Origin of the sequence: Oleiharenicola lentus (assembly GCF_051660365.1) — a bacterium.
Classification (GTDB): Bacteria; Verrucomicrobiota; Verrucomicrobiia; order Opitutales; family Opitutaceae; genus Lacunisphaera; species Lacunisphaera lenta_A.
Genome location: NZ_JBOZXB010000003.1, coordinates 367,517 through 380,514, shown reverse-complemented (window position 1 = coordinate 380,514; position 12,998 = coordinate 367,517). Strand labels below are relative to the sequence as shown.

9 protein-coding genes are annotated in these 12,998 nt (G+C 58.6%); 1 reads left to right on the top strand and 8 read right to left on the bottom strand.

Annotated elements, in window-relative coordinates; genetic code table 11:
• Window positions 1-161 precede the first annotated feature (161 nt).
• Window positions 162-1,835: a 30S ribosomal protein S1 gene (gene rpsA / locus ACRRQW_RS20935; protein WP_438483605.1), complete on the top strand. Its 1,674-nt coding sequence runs from the start codon at window positions 162-164 to the stop codon at window positions 1,833-1,835.
• A gap of 511 nt (window positions 1,836-2,346) precedes the next feature.
• Here rpsA and ACRRQW_RS20930 read toward each other — a convergent pair.
• The 8 genes from ACRRQW_RS20930 to ACRRQW_RS20895 form a co-directional block, all read right to left on the bottom strand.
• Window positions 2,347-3,465, bottom strand: a complete 1,119-nt coding sequence (locus ACRRQW_RS20930) for a sigma-70 family RNA polymerase sigma factor (protein WP_438483603.1) — start codon at window positions 3,463-3,465, stop codon at window positions 2,347-2,349.
• Between the two features lie 109 nt (window positions 3,466-3,574).
• Complete coding sequence (gene trpE, locus ACRRQW_RS20925) at window positions 3,575-5,014, bottom strand: anthranilate synthase component I (RefSeq protein ID WP_438483601.1); 1,440 nt, start codon at window positions 5,012-5,014, stop codon at window positions 3,575-3,577.
• Between the two features lie 175 nt (window positions 5,015-5,189).
• Window positions 5,190-7,040 (bottom strand): glutamine--fructose-6-phosphate transaminase (isomerizing), encoded by a 1,851-nt coding sequence (gene glmS / locus ACRRQW_RS20920; RefSeq protein WP_438483599.1) that lies wholly within the window; start codon window positions 7,038-7,040, stop codon window positions 5,190-5,192.
• A 56-nt stretch (window positions 7,041-7,096) separates the two neighbouring features.
• Entirely contained in the window at window positions 7,097-8,539 is a 1,443-nt protein-coding gene (pelG, locus tag ACRRQW_RS20915; RefSeq protein WP_438483597.1) for an exopolysaccharide Pel transporter PelG, read from the bottom strand.
• Entirely contained in the window at window positions 8,476-10,074 is a 1,599-nt protein-coding gene (gene pelF, locus ACRRQW_RS20910) for a GT4 family glycosyltransferase PelF (RefSeq protein WP_438483595.1), read from the bottom strand. Before pelF ends, pelG begins: the two co-directional genes overlap by 64 nt.
• Window positions 10,071-11,057, bottom strand: coding sequence for a HEAT repeat domain-containing protein (locus tag ACRRQW_RS20905; RefSeq protein ID WP_438483593.1), 987 nt, complete (start codon window positions 11,055-11,057; stop codon window positions 10,071-10,073). The genes pelF and ACRRQW_RS20905 overlap by 4 nt, the downstream gene beginning before the upstream one ends.
• Window positions 11,058-12,407 (bottom strand): hypothetical protein, encoded by a 1,350-nt coding sequence (locus ACRRQW_RS20900; RefSeq protein ID WP_438483591.1) that lies wholly within the window; start codon window positions 12,405-12,407, stop codon window positions 11,058-11,060.
• A 36-nt stretch (window positions 12,408-12,443) separates the two neighbouring features.
• Entirely contained in the window at window positions 12,444-12,992 is a 549-nt protein-coding gene (locus ACRRQW_RS20895; protein WP_438483589.1) for a hypothetical protein, read from the bottom strand.
• Window positions 12,993-12,998: the final 6 nt, after the last annotated feature.

The following is a 12,998-nucleotide window of genomic DNA, read 5'->3' as shown; positions in this document are numbered from 1 at the left end:
CGTTTTTCCCCTTACGCGGTGTTCTTTCTTCAAGCCGGTGTCGCCGCGACACTCCCACCGGTTTGTGATTCGTAAAACCCTCAACCATCGGATTCGAAAGAATCCACGTTGAAAAGCGGATGCCTTGGAGTAGGCGGCCGCGTTTCGACACCCTCGTTACTATGAGTTCGTTAATGCAAGACCTGCTCGCACAGAGCACGTTCGATAAACTGAAAGCCGGCACCATCGTCCCCGGCGTCATCACTGAAATCCGCGCCAATGAAGTAGTCGTCGACATCGGCGGCAAAGCTGAAGGCGTGATCCCGGCCAATGAGTTTTCCGATCTCGGCGAGCTCCAGATCGGTTCCACCATCGAGGTCATCCTCGAGAAGCTCGAAGACAAGGAAGGCAATCCTGTCCTCTCTTACGAGCAGGCCCAACAAAAGAAGAACTGGGAAAACATCCTGGTGAAGTGCACCGAAGGCACGATCATCCCTGGTCGCGTCAAAGCCAAGGTGAAGGGCGGCCTGATCGTTTCGATCGGCGTCGACTCCTTCCTGCCGGCGTCGCACATCGACATCCAGCCTCCAAAGAACCTCGATCAATACGTCGGCCAGACCTACGATTTCAAGGTTCTCAAAATCAATCACGAGCGTCAGAACATCGTTCTCTCGCGCCGCGAGCTCATCGAAGAGCAACGCATCAACAAGCGCCGCGACCTCCTCGAGAAGTTGCAACCGGGCCAGGTCCGCAAGGGCATCGTCAAGAACATCACCGATTTCGGTGCGTTCATCGATCTCGACGGTATGGACGGCTTGCTGCACATCACCGACATGAGCTGGGGCCGCATCGGTCACCCGTCCGAGCTGTTGAAGCAGGGCGAGGAGATCGAGGTCATGATCATCGACATCAACCGCGAGAAAGAGCGCGTGTCGCTCGGTCTCAAGCAGACCAAGAACAATCCTTGGGACGCGATCGACCAGAAGTTCCCGGTCGGCTCCAAGATCCACGGCAAAGTGGTCAACCTCGTTCCCTACGGCGCGTTCATCGAACTCGAGCCGGGCGTCGAAGGTCTCGTCCACATCACCGAGATGTCCTGGACCAAGCGCATCAGCAAACCTTCCGAACTCCTCAAGGTCGGCCAGGAACTCGATGCCGTTGTCCTCGGTATTCAGAAGGAAGAGCAGAAGATTTCCCTCGGTCTCCGTCAGTTGGAGCCGAATCCGTGGGACATGGTTCGTCACAACTACCCGGTGGGCGCTCGCGTCCGCGGCAAGGTGCGCAACATGACCACCTACGGTGCCTTCGTCGAACTCGAGGAAGGTATCGACGGTATGGTCCACGTCTCGGACATGTCCTGGACGCGCAAGATCAATCACCCGTCCGAAATGCTCAAGAAGGGCGACGAAGTGGACGCCATCGTCCTCGACGTCGATCCGTCGCAACAGCGCATCAGCCTCGGCATGAAGCAGCTCGCGACCGATCCGTGGACGGACATCGACGCCTTCTTCCGCATCGGCGACGTCGTCCCGGGCGTGATCTCCAAGATCACCACCTTCGGCGCCTTCGTTGAGTTGAAGGACGGCATCGATGGCCTCGTGCACATCAGCCAAATCCAGGAAGACCGCGTAGAGAAGATCAAGGACGTGCTCAAGCCCGGCCAGGAAGTCACCGCGCGTGTCATCAAGATCGACCGTGAACAGCGCCGCATCGGCCTGTCCATCAAGGCTGCGAACTACTCCGCCGAGCAATTGGCGCAGGAAACCGCGACCTACGACCAGTTCTCCAAGAGCTCTGGCGGCACCGATCTCACGAGCCTCGGCGACATCTTCGACGAAGCTTCCAAGAAGGAATAAGCCGTCCGCGTTTCACGCGAACGAAACAACTTCAAAGCAAAGGCGCTCACGCAAGTGGGCGCCTTTTTTCTTTTGCGGGGAAGAATCGCCACAAAAGCACAGAAGACGCGAACGCTGTTTGTTTGAACAGGAGATCGCAGAGGACTTTATTTTTACAGAAGAGAACGAAGGCAGGCTCAATGTGGGCTAAACTTATAGTGTTTTTTTTCGAGGCCATCAGCCCCGCGGGTTATGGTTTTCGCTGCATGTAGCTGGCCCGTTTGCGGGCCACGTTGCGCGCAAGCGCACAACCGACAGGGATGGATTGGGAAATCACACGACCTATAGTTGCGAATTCAGAAACCGCGCCACGCGGGGCTAATGGCCCCGCCTCCAAAATACCTCTGCGTTCTCGGCGGCCTCCTGTTAAAACTAGTCATGCGCTTTGCGCCTTTTGCGCTTATTGTGGCCAATAAAAAAGCGCCCGATTACTCGGGCGCTTCGATTTAAAAACTAACTTTGTCCGCTGCGCTTAGCGTGCGCTGGCCGTCGCTTGTTTCGACACGAACTCGCGGATCACTTCGGCGCGTTCTTCGGCGAGGGTTTCTTGTTCAACTTCGTCGGCGGTGCGTTGCTTGTTATAGCTGTGCATCTGCTTCCGGAGTTGCGAGAGCGCGATGTATTCGAGCTGACGAATGCGTTCGCGGGTGACTTTGAATTTCTTGCCGACTTCTTCGAGGGTCATTTCTTTTTCGCCGTCGAGACCGAAACGCATTTTGATGATCGCGGCTTCACGAGCGTCGAGGGAGTCGACCATTTTGCCGAGGTCTTCCTTCATGCTCTTTTCGCCCAAGCCTTCGTAAGGGCTCATGGCGGCATCGTCGCCGACAAGGTCGCCGAGTGTGGCGGAGCCGTCGTCTTCGCCCACGGGGGCATCGAGCGAGGCAGGGCGCACACTGACTGTCTTGAGCAACGCGACCTTGGCGGTCGGGATCTGCAATTCCGCGGCGATCTCCTCGTTTTCCGGCTCGCGACCGAGTTCGTCGGTGAGCTTGGCGATCATCTTCCTCATCTTGGAAATCTTGTCCACCAAGTGCACGGGAAGGCGGATCGTCTTCGATTGGTTCGCGAGCGCGCGCTTCATCGATTGTTTGATCCACCACGCGGCGTAGGTCGAGAGCTTGCCACCTTTGTTAGGGTCGAAACGTTCGACGGCCTTGATGAGACCGAGATTGCCTTCGCTGATGAGATCCATGAGCGGCAGGCCCATCATGTTGTAATCGTAGGCAATCTTCACCACGAGGCGAAGGTTGGCTTTGATCATGTGATCGCGCGCGGCCTTGTCGCCTTTCTTGATGCGCGCGGCGAGACGGATCTCGTCGGCAACGGTCAGCAGCGGAGTCTGGCGAATCTCGTTGAGATAAAGCTGGAGGTTCGAGCGCTCATCGCGGCGGTCAACCGGTGAAGCGACATCGAATTGAGACACTTCGGTCGCGGGCTTAATGTCCGCGCGAACGGTGAGGCCTTCGTCGGTCGAAGGAATTGAAAGGGTAGCTGACGCGCGATCGGGAGCCGAGACGGCTGCGGCGGTCGTGGAGCTGAGAATTTTTTTGCGGTAAGGCATATGCGTAATCTCGAGCGGTTGTGACATTGGGAGGATTCCCACGTCGTTCTTTGCATATTAGATGCCGAACTCCGGAAGGAAATTCCCGCGATGCTGTTCCGACCACTAATACGCGGTTCTGTGCCGCGCGGTTGCCTTAACTGGAAAGCTTATCGGCCAGTGTAATGGCCTTAAATAGCGCCGAAGCCTTGTTAATTGTCTCCTGATACTCAGCTTCGGGGACGGAATCCGCGACTACTCCCGCACCTGCTTGGATGTGCACTTGCCCGTCTTTAACTAGTGCGGTGCGCAGGGTTATGCAGGAGTCGAGATTGCCATCATAACTAAAGTAACCCAATGCCCCGGCGTAACTTCCACGCTGTGTGCCTTCTTTTTCAGAAATTAACTGCATTGCGCGAATTTTTGGAGCCCCGCTCACCGTGCCGGCCGGAAAGGTAGCGCGCATGAGGTCAAAAGCGGAACGTTCTGGCGCAAGTTGTCCCTCTACCTGTGACACAATGTGCATCACGTGAGAGTAGCGCTCTATTATCATGAATTCGGGGACTTTGACGGTGCCGTAACTGCAGACCCGCCCGATATCGTTGCGGGCAAGATCCACCAACATCAGATGTTCGGCCTTCTCTTTCTCATCCGCGAGCAGCTCTTTTTCAAACGCGACATCGGCTTCGGGCGTCTTGCCGCGAGGGCGGGTGCCGGCGATTGGACGGATTTCCACCTTTTGTCCGGTGAGGCGCACGTGCACTTCAGGGGAGGCGCCGACCAACGCAAAGTCGCCCGCTTCCAACAGAAACATGTAGGGCGAAGGATTTACCGTGCGGAGTGCACGATAGAGATCGAGCGGGCTTTTGGTGAACTCACGCGAGAAACGCTGCGAGAGCACGATCTGGAAAATATCGCCCGAGCGAATGAACTCCTTCGTATCGTCCACCATCTTCTCGAAGGCTTCTTTCGTGAAGTTACCTGCGGGCACTTTCACCGCGCCGGTGTCGCTCAACACCGCTGGCTTAAGCGGCGAAGGCTGGGCGAGGGCGGCGCGCATGCGTTCAAGTTCGGCGCACGCGGCATCATAAGCAGCGCTGGGGTCCGATCCGATGTGGGCGTTGACGATCAGACGCATCGTTTGATGCGCACGGTCAAAGGCCAACACCGAGTCGCACCACATGAACCACATCATCGGCACGCCGAGTTCGTCCTTGGCGGCGAGCGGCACGGTTTTTTCGACACTGTGGATAAATTCGTAGCCGAGGTAACCAACCGCGCCACCGGTGAACGGCGGCAGGCCGGGCACTTTCACCGGTTTGTAGTTCGCGAGCTCAGCTTGGAGCGCCGCGAGCGGATCGGGCGCACCGGGTTCGGCGCGCAAAATTTTGCGCGGGTTGCAGCCGATGAAACTATAACGCGAGACGTGCTCGCCGCCTTCGACCGATTCGAGGAGAAACGCCGGGCCATTGCCGCGCAGCTTGGCGTAAGCGGAAACGGGTGTTTCCAAATCAGCCAGCAGGTCGGCCCGCACGGGGACAACGTTACCTTGTTGGCTCAGGCGGAGAAATTCGTCTTTAGTGGGCGTTACTTGCATCGGAAAGTGCACGGTAGATGAGTCACTTGCGTTGGGATGGTCAAGCGACGGGAGTGTGTCACCTTAGTTTTGGGGGTAATTGTGGTGCTCGCGACCGCTCATTCTGGACGCCATGGCACAAAAAATGCCAGCCGTGAAGGGCTGGCATTTTGCAAATAAGAGCGTGAGCGGTCGCTTACTCCACCGTGACCGATTTCGCCAGGTTGCGTGGTTTGTCCACATCGCAACCGCGCTCCACCGCGATATAGTAGCTGAGCAGTTGCACCGGCACGGAATATACGATCGGCAACACCGCTTCATGGCAGTCCGGCACGACAATCGTTTCGTCGGCGAGACCTTCCGGCAATTCTACACCTTCGGTGATGATGGCGATGATCTTGCCTTTGCGCGCTTTGATTTCCTGCATCGAGGAAACGATCTTGTTCAAGATCTCGCCATTCGGGGCGAGGAAGACGCTCGGGCATTTTTCGCTGATGAGCGCGATCGGGCCGTGTTTCATTTCGGCTGCAGGATAACCTTCCGCGTGGATGTAGGAAATTTCCTTCAACTTCAGCGCGCCTTCGAGCGCGATGGGGAAGAGCGACAGGCGCCCGAGGAACAGCATGTCGGTGTAATGCGCGTAACGTTTCGCGATTTCCTTGATGTGCGGGGCTTGCAGTAGCGCCTTGCGCACGAGGTCAGGTGAGGATTTGAGTGCGGTCACGTAACGCTGGCCGGCGCCGAAACTCAAGTCGCGCATGCGACCGATGTAGAGCGCGAGCATCGCGCCAATGAGGAGCTGTGAGGTGAATGCCTTCGTGGACGCGACGCCGACTTCCGGGCCGACGTGCTGGTAAATACCGCCGTCCGCTTCGCGGGCGATGGTGGAGCCGACGACATTATTAATCGCGAGCACCTTGTAGCCCTTGCGCTTGGCTTCGCGCATCGCGGCGAGGGTATCGATCGTCTCGCCGGACTGGCTCATCACGAAGAAAAGCGTGTTCCGGAAGAGCGGAATATTGCGGTAACGGAACTCCGACGCGTAATCGCATTCGACGGGCAGGCGCGCAAAGCGTTCGATCTGATGCTCGGTAACCATACACGCGTGCAATGCAGTGCCGCAGGCGCAGAACATGAAGCGATCGATTTGCCGAAACTCGTTCGGAGAAATATTCAAACCACCGAATTGTGCCGTGCTGCCATCTTCGGCGAAGCGACCGCGCATGGCATTTTCGAGTGCGGTGGGCTGCTCGAAAATTTCCTTTTCCATAAAGTGGGCGTAGTTGCCCATCTCGGAATCTTCGATCGACCAGTTTACTTTATCGATGACCGGGGTGACTTCACCGGCTTCGAGTGTGGTGATCGTGAAATCTTTTGGCGTGAGGTGCGCGACCTCGTTGTCCTTAAGGTAAACGACGCTCTGCGTGCGGCTGACGATCGCGGCCACATCGGACGCGACGATGCTTTCGCCGTCGCCAATTCCCAGAATTAGCGGTGAACCTTTACGCGCAGTGACGAGTTCGCCGGGAGCATCCAGCGCCATGATGACGATGCCGTAAGTGCCTTCAGCGTGACGCAGGCTCTTGCGCACCGCGCTCACAAAACGACTTTCGTCTGCGCTGACCGGCTCTTTCGCGTAGTGGTAGGCGACGAGATTGCAGAGCACTTCGGTGTCGGTTTCAGACTTAAACGTATAGCCTTTCTCCAGGAGAAATTTTTTGATCTTCGAATAATTCTCGATGACGCCGTTGTGGATCATCGCGATCTGTCCATCGCTGCTGATGTGCGGATGCGCATTGGCGTCGGTGACGCCGCCGTGGGTCGCCCAACGCGTGTGGCCGATGCCGTAATTGCCGTTGAGCTTGATCTTGGCTGCTTCCACTTCGAGGTTGGCGACGCGCCCGATTTTCTTCGCGACCGTAAAACCGCCGTCTTGCAACACGGCTACACCGGCCGAGTCGTAGCCGCGATATTCGAGACGTTTGAGGCCTTCGATGATGAAGGGAGCTGCTTTATGTTTTCCAACGTAGCCGACGATGCCGCACATAGTTTAGATGGGTTGGGGGTGGATTGATGAAACGGTGATTGTTGCTCGCGGAGGGTTCAAGAGTAGACCGGTTGCGAAGTGAAAGTCCTGTATTCCAAGCGCAGCAGCGCGCGATTCGCGTAGATGCCCGCGAGCACGATCGCCACCGCGGCCGCCGCCGTGAAGCCGATGCCATACCAGCGCTCGTCCGCCATCAAACCGGCCAGTGTGAGCGCAAAATTAACCACCGCGAACGCTGCGCAACAAATCAGCGCTTCTCTTAAGCGATCGAGGTAGAACAGCACCGTGAGCAGAGCCAGGAACAGCACCAGCAAACACACGCCGAGCAGCGTGACTTGAAACACCAGCGTCTGCACCGAGCCGAGGCCGAGCGCTTTGAGCAGACGCTCCGCGCCAAGAATGAGCGCGAGGGTGACCGCGCCTTGGAATTTCAGCAGACGCGCCAAACCATCGCGCAATGCGTCCACCATTTCCGCTTTGGTGCGGGAAATCTCTCCCCACGTGCCTTTTTCCACCACGAGCCGGAAAAATTCCGCATATTTTCCCGCGAACGTCGTTTCGAGCGTGAGCAGAAAAACCGCCATGCCCGGCGCGACCGAGAGAAAACTCAGGAACACCGCCTGATCATAAAGCGGCGAAGCGTGCAGCGCGCCTGCTACTTTATAACCGTGCGGCGAAAACCACCAGTGCAGCGGCTTGTCGATCCAGATGCCGAGATTGTAAACCAAACCGCACAGTGCGAGGTCGCGGTGCTTTTTGAAATAGCCGAGAAATGAAAAACTCGGCGCCGCGATTGTGCCAAACGCGCGATAGATCACGCGCATGATCGCGAGCAACAACACGACTTGCCCGGCGAGAAACCCTGTCATGGTGCCGGAGAGTCCGGCAACTTTCGTCAGCGCCCACGCGGCGACGAAGCTCGTCGCGTAACCAATCGCGAAGCACCGCAACACCGCCGCGTAATCGCGCACCGCAGTCAGGTAAACCGCGCCGATCCAAATGGCGGACACCACGATGAGCACGCCCGCTGCGGAAAATTGAAAAAGGGGGTCGGCCGGCACAAAGCCGACGAAAAATACCAAGCCGATGCCGGCGTTGATCGCAAACGTGAAGGCCAGCGCGCCGAGCAACGACGGAAACACGCGTTCGTCTTGCTTGGCGAACACCGCGTCTGCCGCGTAGCGCGACAGCAGCAGTTGCAGCGGTCCCGTGGAAATCAGCGAGAATCCGAAGATATGCGTCACCGCGACGAAAAATAGATCGAACTCGTGCGTCTCGCCCGCGCGGTGCAGCATGAGTCCGAGCGCCGCCAAGGTTGTCATCGACAACACCCACGGGCCGCTCCCGATGAGCGCGGCGTAACCATACGCCTGCAGCCCGCCGAGCAGCGTGCGCTTTTGCATGAGTTTCGTGAGTTGGAAGCCGATGCCCGCCATCAGTGAGTGAGTTGAGACATGGAGGACGATGCCACCGCGTTCGTGGGCGCCAGATTCGCCCACGAATGATCGGTGTAGAACTTGCGGTATTTGTCCATGATATCGCCTTGCCGGTAATGCCGCTCGGCGCGCGTGCGACCGGCGCGACCCATTGAGAGAAGATTTTCCGCAGATGAAATCGTTTTGAGCACGGCGTCGGCGGTGTCCAACGGCGAACAGATTTTCGTCAACAAGCCCGCGCGGCCGATGGCTTTATCTTCCGGTGTGCGGCCAAAAATCATTTCGCGGCACGCGCCCACATCCGTCGCGACGCACGGCACACCGGCGGCGAACGCTTCGAGGATAATCAACGGCAGGCCTTCGCTGATGCTCGTCAGTAAACACACGTCGAGGTCGGACAGAATTTCGCGGACATTTTTCGGACCGAGAAACAGCACTTTTGATTCGAGACCCATGAGGGTGACCATCTGTTTGCACTCTTCGAAATAGTCCGGGTCTTCCTCGGTGGGGCCGATGATGTGGAATACCGCCCGCGGCTCGCGGGCAACGATGGTGCGCGCGGCCCGAATGAGTGTTTTAACGTCTTTGATCGGCACGACGCGCCCGATGAAGCCGATGAAAATTTCAGCGCCCAGGCCTTTTTCCAAACGCGCGGTGCGCTTCGCGAGCGCGGCGTCGAATTTCGTCACATCAATGCCGTTGGGAATCACCTCGAGCCGGCGGGCTTCCGCGCCGAATTCAATCTGCAGGTAAGTGTTACCCTCAAACAGCGACACGATGCGCTGCGCACTGTCGTAGGAAACCTGTCCGAGGAACATGAACAGGTTGATCCAAAATTGCTTAAAGGCCCCGATGCCTTCGCCGACGTCGAAGTAGCGGCTGGCCGGATCGTAGATCCACGTCGCCTGGCTAATCTCCGCGATGCGTTCCTTGGTGTAGATACCGTGCTCGGTGATGAGATAAGGGGCGCGAAATTTCCGTGCGGCCACCGCGCCGAGCAATCCCGCGTAGCCCGTTGAGACGCTGTGATACATCCGCGCGGGCGGCAGCAGATGACGCGACCGCAGCGCGATCCACACCGGTAAATGCACGAAGCGCACGGCCCAGAAGAAATCGATGAACGACTCGGCCGGCGCGAATTTGGTGCACAGTTCGGTCAGTAATTCCCACGCTTCCTCGTCGTTGGTGAAATTGCCGAAGGTGAATTTTCCGCCGGCCGCTTCGATCGCGTCGATGGCCGCGACGACCGACCAAAACGCGTCGATGCGTTGGGTTTCGTTGACGCAGAAATAAAAGTTTCGGAGCGCTTCGTAAACGGTGGCCCGCGCGGCGGCACTGAGTGGCGCGGGCACCAAATCTTCGCGTGGCAGCGGCTCGAACAAGAAAACTTCGGTGAGCGAAATGACATTCGCGGGCGGCGTGTAGCGTTTCTTTTCCGCCTGTGCGCGGGTGCTGCCGAGGTAGTAGAGCGCAAAGGTAACTTCGGGGAGTTCGTTGACGATTTGGTGCACCCACGACGAAACGCCGCCTTGCACGTAGGGATAGGTGCCTTCGAGCACGAGGCAGACGTCCGCGATTTTTTCAGGCGCAGCGCTCATGCTTTCGCGGAATCGACTCGATTCCAGAACGTCGCGAGGTGTTCGATGCGTCGGTTAACGTAGCCGGCTTGAGTGAAGGCGGCGAACTGCTCTTTTAATTTGGCCCAATTGCCTTCGAGGAATGTCAGCTCCATGTGCCATGGCAGCACTTGTTGCACCTCGACATTGCAGCGTTGCGTGCGCGCAAGCCAGCGTTGGGCGGCAACGATATCCCGCGCGCGCAACGAATACTTGAGTCCGAGAAACGCGATGCGCCCGTCGTTGGGTTCGCGCTCTGCCGCGCGTTCGAGTAACGCGAGGGCCTTGGAAAGATAGTGCGCGGCGGTCTCGTCGTCGCCGGCGACATCCAAGTAAACGAGTTCGAAGTATTGCTCCGCGAGGTTCACGGCAGCAATCACCGCATCGGGATGGGCGACGAGCCGTTGTTCGAGTTCTTTGACGCTGCCTTCGAAACGTTCGAGCATCGTGCTGAGGATGTTTTGTGCGTAGATGCGGACTTGTTCGTCGCTGTCTTGCAGGCCTTTTCTCAGTAACGGAATCGCGAGTTGCGGATCGAGATCGCGCAGCGCGAGAATGGCATTGCGGCGCAGTTGCGTGCGCGGGCTTTGCAGGATTTCGACGATCGACAATCCCGGGGCACCGGCGGGCAGCGTGGCGCTCCACTCGGCCTGCGAACGCTCGCTCCAGATGACGTAGCGCTGGGTGTTATTCTCGGGCGGTTTGAGGCGCAGCAGTTGGATGAGCGCCGCCGACGCCATTAGGCCGCCGACGGGAAAAATCAAAGCGCACGCGCCGGGCAGCCACCAGGCTTGCACTTGGAGCAACGGGAGAAAATTCGCGACGCCCCAGCCCCAAGCCAACGAGCCGACGATATGGAGAATGATCGCGAGCCATTCGTATTGCTCGGAAACGAGCAGCAGCAGTGCCACGACGTGGAGCACCACGGCGATGATCACACTGATGAGGCGAATCGGGTTCATCATTTAGCGAACAGTCACGCCGTCGATTTCGGCGAGCACGTCTTTCACGTTTTCCGCGTGGCCAAACTCGACCCGACGCACCTCGACTTCGACCGGCCACGGGCCGGTGTTGCGGAGGAAATGGCGGCAACGTTCGATGAAAATATTCGCGCCGCGTTCGCCGACGAGCGGGAGCAGCACGGCGAGATGCGGCTCGGAGCGCCCGAGTTCGGCCGCGTAGTCGCCGGCGCGCACGGTGCTGATCAGTGCTTGCTCGAAGCGGGCCTGCTCGCTCGCGGGTGCGCCGGGTAACGAGAAAATTACCACCGAGGAAGGCAGCCGATGACGCTGGTAAGCGATCAACGCGAGTTGCAGCAAATGCTCGAAATGGTTGCGAGTGAACAAGCGTTGGTTCTCGCGACCCGAGACGATGCGGTAGCGCCCCGCTGCGCCTTGCGCGAGGTCGAGCACTTCGCCGGCCCATTCGCAGACAAGTTCGATGAGGTTGGCGGTTTGCGCCGTGAACGAGATGAACGGCATACCGGTGACCACGAGGATCGCCGTTACTTCGCCGGAAGCGTTGAGCAAGGGGGCGACTAACAATAGGGGTTCGTTGGCGGCAGGTTCGCGTTGCTGGAGAATTTCAGGTAGCGTGACGAGTGAACTGCGTTGCAAAGCCAGTTGCACGATCTCGCTGGCGTCGCGCGCAAGCGAAGCGGGCAGGTGGGCTTCGCGCCCGATAAAGGCGATGCGTTGCAGCGCGCCGTCACTGCGATCGACGCGGTAGAGCGCGGCGTCACTCAAACGCACTTGGCGGCGCAGAAATTGCAGCACGGCCACCGGTAGATCGTCGGCGCTGGTGGCGTAGAGGCGGCGCAATTCCGTGTCCAACGCACTGACTTCGCCGTCGCGTGCAGCGACCAAGCGGTCGAGTTCGTCTTTCACGCCACGGAGATAATTCACGTCGGAATCCAGCTGCCGGACGGAGGTTTGCAGTTTCTCCTGCTGGGCTTCGGATTGCACACGCTCACGGCGGAACCAACCGAAGAGTTCACCGGCGATGCCGCCGATAAACAAAAATCCCGCATGCAAATAAACCGATTCCGAAAGCGCGTGGTTGACCGAATAAAATTGTCCGGAGAAATGCTGCTGCACCAGCACGAGCGCGCTCGCACCGATGCCGGCAAGCACGCCTGAGGTAAATCCGTAGCGTCCGCCGACGAGGAGCGGCAGTAGGAGATACGGCGACGGGCTGAGGTTAACCCAACCGGGATGCGCGCGATCGAAGAGCAAGTTCGATCCTGTGATGACAATCGCGATCACGACTGCGTCGATCAGGATGGACTTGGGTCGGGAGACGTCGCGCCAGTTCATGGGGTGGGGTGGGCGTTTGCGAAAAGCACGCGGCGTTTACCGCGTGAAGCGCACGTTGCCGCGCAGGCGATTGCCTGCGACGGGCATGTCGCGCACGAGTTTGCGCACGGATTTTTCCGCGGCGGAGGTCACCGACGCGAACGCGTAACCGACGTTGCCGCTGGTGCCCTGCCAGACGGTCTGGCCGCTGGTGGCGTCGACCAGACGCAGCGTGATGCCGACGGCCGGATCGCCGTCGAGATCGGTCTTGTAACGGTATTCGTGCACCGTGCCGATGAGGAGATGCGAAGCATTCACGCTGCGGGCGAGTTCGGCGTAACGGCCATCATCACCCTGCGCTTTGTCGGCGGCGGACTTGATGACTGTTTCCTCGCTTTGGAAAAGGGGGATGCCGGCTTCGACGAGCGCGCTGCCGGTCATCTCGGTGAGGGCGCGGCTGGCGTGTTGGTCGTCGGTGGCATTGACGAATTTAGGCATCAACAAGCGGGTGACCACGATGCTGCCAGCGGGCGCGCCGCCGGAGTATTTGACGGTGGAGCAGCCGGCGAGAAGCACGAGGAAGCAAGCGGCGAGGATTTGTTTCATGGGAGG